Annotated in this window: 10 protein-coding genes and 2 pseudogenes; 7 read left to right on the forward strand and 5 right to left on the reverse strand. The window is 71.4% G+C overall.

Features of this window, described 5'->3' with window-relative positions:
- From CCN35_RS16300 to CCN35_RS16310, 3 genes are all read left to right on the forward strand, one after another.
- Nucleotides 1–1,379: FAD-dependent oxidoreductase (locus tag CCN35_RS16300; RefSeq protein ID WP_107501059.1), on the forward strand; the 1,379-nt coding region annotated here is incomplete at its 5' end.
- A 199-nt stretch (nucleotides 1,380–1,578) separates the two neighbouring features.
- Nucleotides 1,579–2,397 carry a rhomboid family intramembrane serine protease gene (locus tag CCN35_RS16305; RefSeq protein WP_086793282.1) on the forward strand — a complete coding sequence of 273 codons (819 nt, stop codon included), beginning with the start codon at nucleotides 1,579–1,581 and terminating at the stop codon, nucleotides 2,395–2,397.
- 202 nt (nucleotides 2,398–2,599) lie between these two features.
- Nucleotides 2,600–3,640 carry a vWA domain-containing protein gene (locus CCN35_RS16310; RefSeq protein ID WP_067396583.1) on the forward strand — a complete coding sequence of 347 codons (1,041 nt, stop codon included), beginning with the start codon at nucleotides 2,600–2,602 and terminating at the stop codon, nucleotides 3,638–3,640.
- 108 nt (nucleotides 3,641–3,748) lie between these two features.
- Here CCN35_RS16310 and CCN35_RS16315 read toward each other — a convergent pair whose 3' ends face one another.
- The 4 genes and pseudogenes from CCN35_RS16315 to CCN35_RS16330 form a co-directional block, all read right to left on the reverse strand.
- Nucleotides 3,749–4,240, reverse strand: a complete 492-nt coding sequence (locus CCN35_RS16315) for a hypothetical protein (RefSeq protein WP_086793283.1) — start codon at nucleotides 4,238–4,240, stop codon at nucleotides 3,749–3,751.
- On the reverse strand, nucleotides 4,237–6,789 hold the full coding sequence (locus tag CCN35_RS16320) for a molybdopterin oxidoreductase family protein (protein ID WP_086793284.1): 2,553 nt from the start codon (nucleotides 6,787–6,789) through the stop codon (nucleotides 4,237–4,239). The genes CCN35_RS16315 and CCN35_RS16320 overlap by 4 nt, the downstream gene beginning before the upstream one ends.
- 272 nt (nucleotides 6,790–7,061) lie before the next feature.
- Nucleotides 7,062–7,786 (reverse strand): annotated as a pseudogene (locus CCN35_RS16325) (DUF6766 family protein).
- An 87-nt stretch (nucleotides 7,787–7,873) separates the two neighbouring features.
- Nucleotides 7,874–8,254, reverse strand: coding sequence for a hypothetical protein (locus tag CCN35_RS16330; RefSeq protein ID WP_245863209.1), 381 nt, complete (start codon nucleotides 8,252–8,254; stop codon nucleotides 7,874–7,876).
- Between the two features lie 914 nt (nucleotides 8,255–9,168).
- Here CCN35_RS16330 and CCN35_RS16335 point away from each other — a divergent pair.
- Together CCN35_RS16335 and CCN35_RS16340 are read left to right on the forward strand one after the other, a co-directional pair.
- On the forward strand, nucleotides 9,169–9,660 hold the full coding sequence (locus CCN35_RS16335) for a phospholipase (protein ID WP_067396574.1): 492 nt from the start codon (nucleotides 9,169–9,171) through the stop codon (nucleotides 9,658–9,660).
- Between the two features lie 493 nt (nucleotides 9,661–10,153).
- A pseudogene (locus CCN35_RS16340) lies at nucleotides 10,154–10,591 on the forward strand (endo alpha-1,4 polygalactosaminidase); the annotation flags it as partial.
- Between the two features lie 9 nt (nucleotides 10,592–10,600).
- Here the strand turns inward: CCN35_RS16340 and hemE are convergent.
- The gene (gene hemE, locus CCN35_RS16345) at nucleotides 10,601–11,671 is read right to left on the reverse strand and encodes a uroporphyrinogen decarboxylase (protein WP_067396572.1); all 1,071 of its coding nucleotides are present in this window, start codon (nucleotides 11,669–11,671) and stop codon (nucleotides 10,601–10,603) included.
- A gap of 166 nt (nucleotides 11,672–11,837) precedes the next feature.
- Here hemE and CCN35_RS16350 point away from each other — a divergent pair, with 166 nt between their 5' ends.
- Together CCN35_RS16350 and CCN35_RS16355 are read left to right on the forward strand one after the other, a co-directional pair.
- On the forward strand, nucleotides 11,838–12,470 hold the full coding sequence (locus CCN35_RS16350; protein ID WP_067396570.1) for a DUF3000 domain-containing protein: 633 nt from the start codon (nucleotides 11,838–11,840) through the stop codon (nucleotides 12,468–12,470).
- 508 nt (nucleotides 12,471–12,978) lie between these two features.
- Nucleotides 12,979–13,641, forward strand: coding sequence for a response regulator transcription factor (locus tag CCN35_RS16355; protein WP_067396568.1), 663 nt, complete (start codon nucleotides 12,979–12,981; stop codon nucleotides 13,639–13,641).
- The last annotated feature ends 193 nt before the right edge of the window (nucleotides 13,642–13,834 follow it).

The following is a 13,834-nucleotide window of genomic DNA, read 5'->3' on the forward strand; positions in this document are numbered from 1 at the left end:
TGCGTGCCTGCGACGCCGCGGGGATGTCCGCGGCGTCGCAGGCACGCAGGCTGCGCGGGCCCGACGAGCTGGAGATCGTGGCGTTCGAACGCGGCCGTTTCACCTCGTTCTCGGCGTGCGGCATCCCGTACTGGGTGAGCGGCGACGTCGAGGAGCGGGACCGGCTGATCGCCCGCACGCCCGAGGAGCACCGCGCGCGGGACATCGATCTGCGGCTGCGCACCGAGGTGACGGAGATCGATGCGGCCGCGGGGCGCGTGCGCACACGGGACGTCGATTCCGGCACCGAGTCCTGGACGTCGTACGACAAGCTCGTGATCGCGACCGGGGCCCGTCCCGTCCGCCCCGACCGGCCCGGCTTCGACGCGCCCGGCGTGCACGGGGTGCAGACCCTGGACGACGGCGAGGCCCTGCTCGACAGTCTCACGCGCGTGCGTGGCCGCCGGGCGGTGGTGGTCGGCGCCGGCTACATCGGCGTGGAGATGGCCGAGGCACTGCTCAAGCGCGGCTACGAGGTGACGGTCGTCAACCGCGGCAAGGAGCCCATGTCCACGCTCGACCCGGACATGGGCCGCCTGGTGCACCGGGCCATGGAGGAGATGGGCATCACCATGGTCGACGACGCCGAGGTGACCAAGGTGCTCACCGGTGAGGGGGACGCCTCCCCGCTCGGGGAGGGCTGGGTGCGGGCGGTGGCCACCGAGGACGCCGAGTATCCGGCGGACGTGGTCGTGCTGGGCATCGGCGTACGTCCCGAGACGACGCTCGCACGGGCGGCCGGACTGCCGCTCGGCGCGCACGGCGGGCTGCTCACCGACCGGGCGATGCGGGTGCGCGGCCACGAGAACATCTGGGCCGGCGGGGACTGCGTGGAGGTCCTGGACCTGGTCTCCGGGCAGCAGCGCCACATTCCGCTGGGCACCCACGCCAACAAGCACGGCCAGGTCATCGGCACCAATGTCGGCGGCGGCTGCGCGACCTTCCCCGGGGTGGTCGGCACGGCGGTGAGCAAGGTGTGCGACCTGGAGATCGGGCGCACCGGGCTGCGGGAGAAGGACGCCCGCCGGGTGGGCCTGCGGTTCGAGACGGTCGTCGTCGAGTCGACCAGCCGCGCGGGCTACTACCCCGGTGCCTCTCCCATGACGGTCAAGATGCTGGCGGAGCGCCGCACCGGCCGTCTGCTGGGCGTGCAGATCGTCGGCCGCGAGGGTGCGGCGAAGCGGGTCGACATCGCCGCGGTCGCCCTCACGGCCGGTCTGACGGTGGACCAGATGACGGTGCTGGACCTCGGGTACGCCCCGCCGTTCTCGCCGGTGTGGGATCCGGTGCTGGTGGCGGCGAGAAAGGCGGTGACCAAGGTCCGCGGCAACGCCCCCTAGGGTTCTCGTGGGGCGTGCCAGGGCTTTTCGGGGGTCGTGTCCGGCCTCGGCGGGGGAAGACCGAGTGGCCGGACGGCGGCCGTCGTCGTTCACCCCTGCGGCCCGCCTTCCCCGGGCCGCAGGGGCTCAAGGAGTCATACGGACACGCGGACGGTGGTGTTCACCGATTCGCCGAGCGCGTCGAGGGCAGTAGTTTCCTGTGGTCATCCCCGTCCATGATGTGAACCCCGCGCGGCGCACCCCCTGGGTGACGTACGCCCTGATCGTCGCGAACGTCGTCGCGTTCCTGTCCATGCCCGGAATCGCCGACTCCGTGGCGGGCGGCAGCACGCTGGCGGAGCTGTGCCGGCTGGAAGCGTTCACGGAGAAGTACGCACTGGTGCCCAGGGAGCTGATCCACGATCGGCTGCCGCCGCTGGTCCCGACCGGCGAGGTGGGTCTGGGAATGCGCGGACCGGGCTGTGTGCTGGGACCGCCGACCTACGACAAGTCACCCGTGCTGTCGGTCCTCACCTCGATGTTCCTGCACGGCAGCTGGCTGCATCTGCTGGGCAATCTGCTGTTCCTGTTCATCTTCGGCAACAACATCGAGGACCGCATGGGCCATGTGGGGTTCCTGCTGTTCTACGTGGTCTGCGGCTACGCGGCCGGATACGGGTTCGCCCTGCTGAACTCCTCCTCCACCACCCCCCTGATCGGTGCCTCGGGAGCCATCGCCGGTGTCCTGGGCGCCTACCTGATGCTGTATCCCAGGGTCCGGGTCTGGGTCCTGGTCCCCTTCCTGATCTTCCTGCCGCTGCGGCTGCCGGCCTGGGTGGTCCTGGGCTTCTGGTTCGTGCTGCAGGCGCTCTACTCCGCCGGCGAGGCCGTCACCGAGGCGGGCACCGTGGCGTACACCGCGCACGTCATCGGCTTCGTCACGGGCATGCTGATCGCCTGGCCCCTCAAACCGGGCACTCCCCCGCCCCCCGAACCCGGCGGCGTCCTCTTCGGACGGCGGGCACGACGCCCCTGGTAGGGCCGTGCGGCGAAGGCCGGGCGGCACAAGAAGAGGCACAGGGAGAAACGGGAAGGCCCCGGGCGGGGGTCCGGACGGCCGGGGCGGCGCCCGGGGACCCGGCCGGATTCCCGACGACAGGCCCCGCCCCGCCGGAACATGATCGATTGTCAGTGGTGGATGAGACGGTAAGGACATCGAGTCGGAACCAAGGGGGGCCGCCATGTCCGGAAGCCAGAACTACATCAACCACGTCGCTCTCGTGCTGGACGCCAGCTCGTCCATGGCACACCTGAGCCGCAAGGTCGTCGAAGTCGCCGACCAGCAGATCGCCTACCTCGCCCGCCGGTCGAAGGAGCTGGACCAGGAGACCCGCGTCACGGTGTACGTCTTCGCGGACGACGTGAAGTGCGTCATCTACGACAAGGACGTGCTGCGGATGCCGTCGCTGAAGCAGCTGTACCGGACCGGCGGGATGACGGCCCTGCTGGCGGCCGCGCTGAAGTCGCAGCGGGAGCTGGCGCAGACGGCCCAACTGTACGGCGACCACAGCTTCCTGACGTTCATACTCACCGACGGGCAGGAGAACGCCAGCCACCGCTGCCCGGACGCCCCCGCCAGAAACCAGCGGGAACTGGTCGAGGCCGTGGCCGAGATGATCAGGACGCAGGAGGACAACTGGACGCTGGCCGTCCTGGTGCCGGACCAGATGGGCCGTCGCGAGGCCATGCAGTGCGGTTTCCCGAAGGACAACATCGCCATCTGGGACGCCACCAGCACCCAGGGCCTGGAGGAGGCCGGCCAGGTCATCCAGCAGGCCACCGAGAAGTTCATGGTGGGCCGCGCCCAGGGCATCCGGGGATCGCGGTCGGTGTTCTCCACGGGCTCGGACGCGGTCAACAAGGACACCATCAAGGCGGCCGGCCTCACCGCGATGGACCCGTCGAAGTACCAGCTCATCCCGGTGGCGCGTGAGGCGGCGATCCGGGACTGGGTCGTCGAGTGCGGGCACACCTACCGCACCGGCAGTGCGTTCTACCAGCTGAGCAAGTCGGAGAAGATCCAGCCGCAGAAGCAGATCGCGGTGCTGGAGAAGAAGACGGACCGGGTGTACACGGGCCCCGCGGCCCGCTCCCTGCTCGGCCTGCCGGACGTGGAGGTCCGGGTCAAGCCGGACCACAACGACGACTACACGATCTTCGTGCAGAGCACCAGTGTGAACCGGAAGCTCGTCCCCAACACACGGCTGCTGCTCATGCTCTGACACCGCACCGGCTCTTCCGGCCTCGGACAGCGAGGTGCCCCAGCGGCCCGCTCGCCCCGCACACGGTTGCGGGGCGAGCGGGCCGCTGTCCCGTCGTGCGATGCCCTGTCACAGGCTCGTCAGGATCTGGGGCGAGAGGTTCTTGACGAGGGTGTTGGTCCAGCGCATCTGCCGCAGTGTCCGCGGATGGCACGCCGAGACCACGGCCGGCAGTTCGTCGTCCCGGGCGGCCTGCGCGGCCTGGGCGAGCATCTCCCAGTGAAGGGAGTTCTCCGTGGCACCCAGATGGAGCTCCCGCAGATCACGCAGAAGCAGCAGGCCGGGCTCGGGGCGACGGTCCGCCGCCCCGGTGGCCTTCTCCTGAAGCGCCGGCAGCATGCCCGAGGAGAGCTCCCCCGGGGCGTCGTCGAGGTCGAGGCCCTGCCTGCGGGCCGCGTCGGCCAGGCGCTGGGCGTGTTCGCGGGACCAGCCGGCGAGGTCGAGGGCGACATGGTGGACCTCGTGCTCGGCGCGATGGCGTCCGGCGACGGCCGTCAGCTGCTCGGCGAGACGGTTCTCGCCGTGGTGGAGGGCACGGAGGACGAGGGCGATGCCGTTCACTCGCTGTCCCCCTCCACCTGCCCTTTCCCCCTGTCCTCCCTGTCTTCCCTGCCGTCCTCGTCCTCCTTGTTCCCCTCGCCCTCCTCGCCGTCGGTGTCGCCCGCCTGGCCGGCGAGTGCGGACGTTCCGCCGGTGGTGGACGGGACCGCGCCGGCACGGAAGGGGGCGGACGCGGTGGTGGTCGGTGCGGGGGCACTGCGGCCGTTCCCGCGTTCGACGAGGCGCAGCGCGGCTGCGGCGGTCTTGAAGAGCGGCTGCTTGGACACGGGGTCCCAGTCGGTGATGGTGGTCTCGTTCGCGGCACGCGCGGGTGTGCCGTCGCCCGGGCCGTGTCCGGCCTCGGTGTCCCAGTAGCCGTAGTGGAAGGGGACGAACAGCAGCCCCGGGCGGATGCCGGTCGTCCGCAGCCGGCCCCGCAGGGCGCCGCGCGGTGTGGTGACCTCGACCAGGTCGCCCTCGTCGAGTCCGAGCGCGGCCGCGTCCGCGGCGGACACCTCCACCCACACCTCGGGCGCGGCCGCGTTCAGCTGGGGCGCCCGCGCGGTCTTCGTCCGGGTGTGGAAGTGGTAGAGGGTCCGGCCGGTGGTCAGCTGGAACGGGTACGCCGCGTCGGGCGTCTCGTGGGGCGGCAGATAGGAGGCTGCCTTGATCATGGCCTTGCCGTCCGGGTTGAGGGAGCGGTACTCGACGGCGTCGTCCGCCGCGCCGGTCACGAGGTCCTTGCCGTAGCTCTCGCAGACATCGGGGTGCGCCCAGTCGATCGTGTCGGTGTAGAGGCGCTCCGTTCCCTCCGGGGTCTGCTCGGTGCAGGGCCACTGGATGCCGCTTCGGCCGCGCAGCCTGTCGTAGGTGAGACCGGTGTAGTCGCACGGCCGGCCGGCGCTGCACCGTTTCCACGCCTCGAACGCGGACTCCGGGTCGTGCCAGGTGACCAGGGGTCCGCCGTCCTTGTCGCGGAAGTCCATGCGGGCGGCGTAGTCGAGGAAGATGTCCAGGTCCGGTTTGGCCTCACCGGGCGGCTCGACGGCCTTGTCGGACAGGTGCACGGTGCGGTCGGCGTTGGTGAACGTTCCGGTCTTCTCGCCCCATGTCGCCGCGGGCAGGACCACGTCGGCCAGCTGGGCGGTCTCGGTGAGGAACAGGTCCTGGACGATCACGAAGAGGCGGTCCTGGGAGAGGATCGAGCGGACGCGGGACAGATCCGGCAACGACACGGCCGGGTTGGTGCCGTTGATCCACAGCATGCGGATCGAGCCCTGTTCGGCGTAGCGGAACATCTGCATCGCGTGGGTGGGCGGGGCGTAGTGCGGGATCGTCCTCGGGTCGACGTTCCACACACGGGCCAGGTCGGCGACATGGCTGTCGTTCTGCCAGTTGCGGAAGCCGGGCAGGTTGCCGTCGGCGCCGCATTCGCGGGTGTTCTGGGCGGTGGGCTGCCCGTTCATCTGCAGGACGCCGGCGCCCGGCCTGCCGAGCATGCCGCGGATCAGATGCAGATTGTTGACCTGTACGGCCGCCGCGGTGGCCTGGTGGGACTGGTAGACCCCCTGGAGCACCGTGGACAGGAGCCTGTCGGCCGTGCCGAGGACCTCCGCGGCCTCGCCGATCCGCGCGGCCGGTACGTCGCAGATCGCGGCCGCCCACTCGGGGGTGCACTCCTTCACCCGGGAGACCAGCTCCTCGTAGCCGACCGTGTGGGCCGCGATGTAGGCGTGGTCGACGCGGTCCGTACGGATGATCTCGTGGAGAAGCGCGTTGAGCAGGGCCACGTTCGTTCCGAGGCGGGGGGCCAGGTGGACGGCCGCCGTGCGGGCCACCCGGGTGGGACGGGGGTCGACGCACACCAGGCGGGGCGGGTCGGGGCCCCCGAGCCGGTCGAGGACGCGCATCCACTGCACGGGCTGTGTCTCGGCGATGTTGTGCCCGAACAGTGCGATCGCATCGGCGTGGTCGAGGTCGTCGTAGCTGCCCGGCTGCCCGTCGCAGCCGAAGGACTCCTTCAACGCCTCGGAGGCGGTGGCCGTGCACAGGCGGGTGTTGCCGTCCAGATGAGGGGTGCCGATCCCGGCCCGGGCCAGCAGCGCGAGTGTGTAGTACTCCTCCAGGAACAGCTGCCCGGTGGTGTAGAACCCGATCGCCCCCGGGCCGCGTTTCTCCAGCAGCTCCCGTGAGCGGGCGACGATCCGGTCCATCGCGGTGGCCCAGTCGCACCCGGTCAGGTGCCCGTCGCGGCGGACGAGCGGCCTGGTCAGCCGGTCCGGTGAGGCGTTGGCCTGCCAGCCGAACAGGTCCTTCGGTCCCAGGCGGCCGTGATTGACACGGTCGTCCGCCCGGCCGCGCACCCCGGCCATGCGCCCGTCCACGACCGCGATGTCCATGGCGTCCCCGTCGGAGTGGAGGATCGAGGCGGCCTGCACCCACCGCTGCACCGAGCCGGGCTCGACCCCCTCCTCCAGGTATGTGTCCACCCGTACCGGCCAGGGCTCGTGCCGGCCGTAGGGAGTGCGGCTGCCCCATGGCCGTGCGATCCGGTCCACCGAAGCGTCCATGCCGGCCTCCCCAAGGTCGCCGACGGCATCTGCCGTGCCCGTGCGTCCCCGGTACCCCGGAGCTGCCGGGTGACACCGCCGATCCCTGCCGCCGGTCATGTCCGCCCGGCCCGGTGACGAGGTGGTCCGGGAAGGCGCGGAAGCGGACCGGTGGGGCGGGGTGCTGCCGGTGCCGCGGGGGATGAACGGGGGGAACGCACTCGCCCGCGCCGGTGCTCTCCTCGGTGCTTCCGACCCGGCCCGGGCCCGCCGGCCGCGGCGTCCGCCGGCGCTCAGCCCTCGACTCCGGTGGCGGAGTCGGACGCGCCGACGGGCTTGGACTCCGGTGAGCCGCGTTGCCTCAGATAGATGGCGAGGACGGCCATGGAGGCGATGGCCAGCATCTCGGACTGCCAGTTCTGCAGGGTGCGGCTCCAGAAGTCGGCGGCGGTCAGATACTCCGTCCAGCTGACGGGCGCTTGCAGCCTGCGCAGTTGCTCCTCGTTGTAGGCGGCGACACCGGTGACGGACTGGGTCAGCCACGACAGCAGGAAGACGGTGCCCATCACCAGCCCCAGGGAGCGGGAGTACACAAAGCCGCGCCAGTCCGTGGCCGCGGCCCAGCGCGGGGAGCCCTCCGTGGCGTACCCCCCGCCCTCTGGCCCTTGTCGGACTCGGTGCCGGCCCGGCCCGGTTCCTTGGACTCCGGTGAGCCGCGTTGCACCAGCCAGACGGTGGCGAGGATGTAGAGGAAGAACTGGAGGTACTCCGACTGCCAGTTCTCCGTGACGTCGACGGCGAAGTCCGACGACATCACATAGGTGCCGAACCCGATGGGCGCCATGCCGTCCGAGACGAGCTGGTCGTTGAACTCCGCGTGCCCGGCCACGGCCTGCCCGGCGAGGGCGAGCAGAAACGCGGTCAGGAAGAAGAGCCCGAGACCGTTGTGGCGGAGGAAGCGGCGCACACGACGCGGTGCCGGTGCGGTGCCCCCGCCGCGCTCCGGTGCGGGGGTCATCGGCGCATCAGCCCCACGGTCATGAAGTACGCCAGGCCGGCCACGAGCACGAGCAGTGTGGTGACGAACAGCGTTCTCACGGTCTTCTCATCCACCTTTGAGCTCGCACTGGTACGGGCGCTGCGGCCGGGGCCGGCACCCGGCCGCGGTGACCTTCCAGCCCGTGGGAAAGTGCGCCAGGAAGACGGTGTCGTGCTCCAGGACCACCCGGGCCTGTCCGCCGTAGACGTCCACACGTCGTACGGCGCCCGCCGCCGGAAGGTCCTGTTCGCCGATCGCCCGAGCGCAGCGGCGCCGGGTCGACTGCTCCAATTCCTCCCTGGTGGAGGGAGCGAGGGCGGTGCACAGCCGTTCGTGCTGCCCGGCGTCCAGGGCCCGCTCGAACCGCGTCACCTGTGCGATGACGCCGTCGCGCCGTTCGGACGGTGTTCCGCAGGCACCGGCCGTGGCGAGCACCACCGCTGCCACGGCGCAGGGCCGTACCACCGATCCGACACCCCGTCTTCCGTGCATCCCGCCCTCCATGCGGCCTCGGGCGGAACCGGGCCGCCCCGTCCACCGTGCGAGAAGTGGTCGCTCCCTCATGAGACATGGGCTCCTCGGCGGCTGCAACCGGGCCGGAGCCGTTGAGGCTCCTTCTCCAGGGCCGAGGGGGTCATGCACGGCCGCCGCTGCGCCCGTACCGGGTGCCGCGCGTCCTCGGCCGGGCCGTGCACGGGAACGCCCGTGGCCGGGATGCCCCCGAGGGGCGGAGCCAGGGGCTCATGGGCGTCGACGGCGGGTCCGCCCTCCCCGACGCCCCTTGTCGCTCTCCCTGTCGCCGGACGCCTCCCCGCTTCCGCCGGTCCGGCGTCCACGGCCGCGGATCCTGATCCTCCTCCGCGGTGACATCCCGTCCCACGGAAACGCAAGCCCCCGAATCGGCCTTCTTTCTCCCCGCGTGCACGTCCCTGCCGGCCCTGCCCTCAAAGCCCACGGCGCACGACGGAAAGCCATGGACAAACGGCGTGAACCGGCCTCGATGTCTCTCTCTTCGTCACGCCCCGTCACCGGGCGGGCGCGCCGCGGGCCGTGCTCCGCGACAGCGCCTTCACCTGAATCACCTCGATGCCTCCGAATCGCTCGAACCGGGGTGAACCGAGGTGAATCCTCTGCTCCGCCCTCACCGAAACAGCCAGGGGCGCCCTTGGCTCAAACCCGTGGCCAGGGTGAATCGGCATCAGGGTCCGAACGACGTCTTCTGCCGCGCAGGGTGCGAGCTGACGGGTGATCGGCGCACCGGCCTGTCCTGTTCTGTTCTGTACCTGACAGCAGGATCTGGCCAAGCTTTATCCGCCCCGAAGACCCCACCGGGGCGTCCCCTCACTCAGAAGGTTGCGCGCATGAAACGTGTTGCCTTGACGCTTGCGGCTGCTGCCGCGTCGGTTCCCCTCGCCCTGCTCCCCGCCGCATCCGCCTGGGCGGCTCCTGCGGACAAGTCCCAGGTGCTCAGCTCCTGGACCCAGACCAGCGCCTCCAGTTTCAACGCCTGGAACGCCGCCCGTCAGAACCAGGGCGCATGGGCCGCGTACGGTTTCGACTGGTCGACGGACTACTGCACGTCCTCGCCCGACAACCCCTTCGGCTTCCCCTTCCAGCTCGCCTGCGCCCGCCACGACTTCGGCTACCGCAACTACAAGGCGGAGGGCACCTTCTCCGCCCACAAGGCCCGGCTCGACTCGGCGTTCTACGAGGACATGAAACGCGTCTGCGCCAACTACTCGGGCGCGACCCGCACCGCGTGCAACAGCACGGCATGGACGTACTACCAAGCGGTCAGCATCTTCGGCGTGTCGGCGGCCGATGTGGGACCCGGGACGCAGCCGGCTGCCTGATGTGCCTCTCCTGAAAGCCCGACAGGTGACGTCCCCTCCATGACGACCAGGTGCTGCCGTTCCTCGGGCGTTCACCCTACGCCCGCCGGCAGCCCCTCTCACCCACCGGGCATGATTTCCGGTCAGGCCGTGCGTGCCCCGCGGGGCGGTGGGACGGCTCGCCGTCATCGCCTCACCACCGTCCCGCGGGGCCCTGCCGCTCCGTGCGGTTCCGCATCGTTCCGGGGCCGTGGCGCCCAAAGCGGGCGGACACCGCACGGCCTCGCCCCCGCGCATCTGCACGCGGCCCCCCCGGCGACCGCCGTCCGTCCGGTGCGGTCCCTCCCTCGAGAAACTGACCGATTCCCCACGCCTCCCGCGCCGGGACAGCGGACTCCCCGGCCGGTCACTGTCCTTTCCCTCCCCTTCGGGCCCGCCACGGCCCACCCCTTCGGCTCCCCTGTGCGGTGAGGGCCCGGGTTCCCGACGTCGGCGGGACCGCTTCCCCACGGCGCTCCGCCGCATCTCCGTGCTGCGCCCGATCAGGGAGCGGCGGTTCGGCATGTGCCGGGACAAGGGCCTCGACGCGGTGGAGCCCGACCTGATGGAGGGGCACTCCCACCGCACCGGGTTCCCGCTCACCGCGCACGACCAGCTCCGCTGCAACCGCATGACCGCCGAGATCGCCCACGAGCGCGGGCTGCCGGCCGGCCTCAGGAACGGCCTTCCGCAGGTCCCGCAGCTCGTGGACGACTTCGACTTCGCCGTCGACGAGGAGTGCGCGCAGTACGGCGAGTGCGAGCGGCTCACCCCGTTCGCGGCGGCCGGCAAGGCGGTCTTCCACGGGGAGCACGCGGTGCCGACCGAGGCGTTCCGTCCGCAGGCGCACGGGCTGAGGCTGTCGTCGATGCGGAAGAAGCCGGACCTGGGGGTGCGGCGCGAGGCCTGCTGAGCGGGTGACTCAGCGGGCCGTCTGCGTGTGGACGTACTCGACGAGGCGGGTGAGCGCGTCCGGGTCGGTGTTCGGCATGACGCCGTGGCCGAGGTTGAAGACGTGCCCCTCGAGCTTCGCGGCCGCGTCCAGCACCTCGCGGGCCTTGGCCTCCATGGCCGGCCGGGGGGCGAAGAGCGCCGCCGGGTCCAGGTTGCCCTGGAGCGCCTTGCCGGGGCCGACACGGCGGGCGGCCTCGTCCAGCGGGACGCGCCAGTCGACGCCGACGACATCCGCACCGGCCTCTCCCATCAGGCCGAGCAGCTCACCGGTGCCGACACCGAAGTGGATGCGCGGGACGCCGTACTCGGCGACGGCCTGGAAGACCTTCGCGGAGGCGGGCAGCACCGAACGGCGGTAGTCGGCCGGGGACAGCGCGCCGGCCCAGGAGTCGAAGAGCTGCACGGCGCTCGCCCCCGCCTCGATCTGCACCTTCAGGAAGGCGGCCGTGATGTCGCTGAGGCGGTCCAGCAGGTCGGCCCACAGCTCGGGGTCGCCGTACATCATCGCCTTGGTGTTCTCGTACGTCCGTGACGGGCCGCCCTCGATGAGGTAGCTCGCCAGGGTGAACGGTGCACCGGCGAAGCCGATCAGCGGGGTCGGGCCGAGCTCGCGGACGAGCAGACCGACCGCCTCGGTGACGTAGGGGACGTCCTCGGGGGTCAGGTCCCGCAGCCGCCGGAGGTCCGCGCGGGTGCGCACCGGCTGCTCGACGACCGGGCCGACGCCGGGCTTGATGTCCAGGTCGATGCCGATGGCCTTCAGGGGCACCACGATGTCGCTGAAGTAGATCGCCGCGTCGACGTCGTGGCGGCGGACCGGCTGCAGGGTGATCTCGGCGACCAGCTCGGGCCGCATGCAGGACTCCAGCATCGGGATGCCCTCGCGGACCTTGCGGTACTCCGGCAGGGAGCGCCCGGCCTGCCGCATGAACCACACAGGGGTGTGCGGCACGGGTTCGCGCCTGCACGCCCTGAGAAAGGCGGAGTCGTAGGTGGCTGTCTGCGGCTGCCGGCTTGCGGGCGTGTCGTTGGCACTCACACGGCCAGTCTCGCATGCCCCCGACCGGACCAGGGCCCGGGTGTGCGGTCCCCGGGCGGCACCGTCGCAGGCAGCGGGGTGTCTTGCCCTGCGCAAAGGCGCGATTCCCCTTAATCTTCCCGGCATGGCTGCGGCTCAGGGACGACTGTCGGACGGCGCTGGCGGAATGGACGACGCGAAGGACGGGCACGGGAGTGCGGGCAGGGCGGCTCAGGCACCGCTGACCTTCCTGGCCGCGGTCGACGCGCTGCGGTCCGCGCGGCTGCGACCGCAGGTGGAGATCGAGCAGGTCCCCCCGCCGCAGCGGCTCGCCCCGTTCGCATACGCACTGGAGGCCACGGTCGTCGACGGCGAGCAGGAGCTCGCCGACGGCCGCCTCGTCCTGCTGCACGACCCGGCCGGGCACGAGGCCTGGCGGGGCACGTTCCGGCTGGTGACGCTGGTGCGCGCGGAGCTGGAGCCGGAGATGGCCGCCGACCCGCTGCTGCCGGACGTGTGCTGGTCCTGGCTGACCGGGGCACTGCAGACGCGCGGGCTGACGTACGGCGAGCCGAGCGGCACCGTCACACGCGCGAGCTCGCACTACTTCGGCGGGCTGTCGGCGCGCCCCGCCGCCTCGCAGATCGAGATCCGTGCCTCCTGGACGCCCCGGGAGGAACTGGGCGGGGTGCCGGACACCGCCGCCCACCTCGCCTCCTGGTGCGATCTGCTGGCGCAGGTGGCCGGGCTGCCGCCCGCCGGACCGGGCGACGCGTCGGTGGTGACACTGCCGCAGCGACGCGGCCCCCAGTCGCCCTGAGTCCGCACCGGCTCCGTGCCGGCTCCACGCTGGCCCGGGGCCGAATCCGCGCTGAAACCGGCTGAATCCGCGTCGAGGGCCGCGTCGTGTCCGCTGCACGGCGCGGCCCTCGGCCGTGCGCAGTCCGCCTCGCGGCACGGCCCTCGCCTCTGTGGAGGCCGCTTCCCGGCACTGCGGAATCCGCTTCACGGCGCGGCCTCTAGCACACCGCGACCGGTCCCGCATCCGCACGTACACCTGTCCGAGTGTCCCGTCGTTTTCTTGCCGTGTCTTTGTCGATACGACCACTTTCGAGCACGCACCGACCCTGAACAGCCCAAAGTGGACCGATTTGACCTTCGGATGGTCGCCAGCCTGTCCGAATTACCCGCCTCAACAGTCACCGGATCGTGATCATTCTCTAAAGGCCGCCGGGTTTGGTGCCGAAGACGACTGTGACCTTGCAAGCACGGTTCGTCCCGGCTTGATCCCCACAAGCCGGCCCCGTCCCCCCACCCCAGGAGGCCTGGTGTCCGTTCTCCTCGAGCAGCCCGCAAGCCTGGTCGCCTACCGTCCGAACAAGCCGACCGCCATGGTCGTCGTGGCCGACCCGCGCGTCCGCTCCACCGTCACCCGTCATCTGTGGGCGCTCGGAGTCCGTGACGTCATCGAGGCGTCTTCCATCGCGGAGGCCCGTCCCCGCATCGGCAATCCGCGTGACATCTGTGTCGCCGACGTCCACCTGCCCGACGGCTCGGGGCTCACGCTGCTGTCCGAGACCCGTGCCGCCGGATGGCCCAACGGCCTGGCCCTGTCCGCCGCCGACGACATCAGCGCCGTCCGCAACGCCCTCGCCGGGGGCGTCAAGGGCTATGTCGTCACCGGCACCCGCACCAACGTCGGGCTCCCCATGCGGCCGGGTGCCGCCCCCATCGGCGCCGCCGCCGCCCGTCTGCACCGCCGCCCCCCGGGTGCCCCGAGCCACCCGGGCGGCTACCGCGAGCTGTCCGGCCGCGAGGTCGAGGTGCTGCGGCTGGTTGCGGAGGGCCAGTCGAACAAGGCGATCGGCGTCTCGATGGGACTGTCCGCGCTGACCGTCAAGAGCCACCTGGCCCGCATCGCCCGCAAGCTCGGCACCGGTGACCGGGCCGGCATGGTCGCCGTGGCCCTGCGGACCGGCATCATCCACTGACCCCTCGCCTTCACCCGTCGGCCGGGCCGCTCCCCGTCCCTCCGTTCTCCTGTCCTCTGTCCCCGCCCTCGTCCTCCACGGTCCCTTGTCCCCTGTCCCCCGCTCGGTCCCACCCGGGGCTCCGGCCGCCTCTTCCGTGTCCGCCGTGACCGGATGCGGCCTCGGCCGACCGGTTCACGGCTTTCCGGCGCCC

Source organism: Streptomyces thermovulgaris (assembly GCF_002155915.1).
Classification (GTDB): Bacteria; Actinomycetota; Actinomycetes; order Streptomycetales; family Streptomycetaceae; genus Streptomyces; species Streptomyces thermovulgaris.

What these genes read in the sequence shown, in the direction of transcription:
- CCN35_RS16350 (WP_067396570.1), top strand. Translation starts at nt 11,838, where the DNA reads ATGGACGACGCGAAGGACGGGCACGGGAGTGCGGGCAGGGCGGCTCAG.
- CCN35_RS16310 (WP_067396583.1), top strand. Translation starts at nt 2,600, where the DNA reads ATGTCCGGAAGCCAGAACTACATCAACCACGTCGCTCTCGTGCTGGAC.
- CCN35_RS16335 (WP_067396574.1), top strand. Translation starts at nt 9,169, where the DNA reads ATGAAACGTGTTGCCTTGACGCTTGCGGCTGCTGCCGCGTCGGTTCCC.
- CCN35_RS16320 (WP_086793284.1), bottom strand. Translation starts at nt 6,789, where the DNA reads ATGGACGCTTCGGTGGACCGGATCGCACGGCCATGGGGCAGCCGCACT.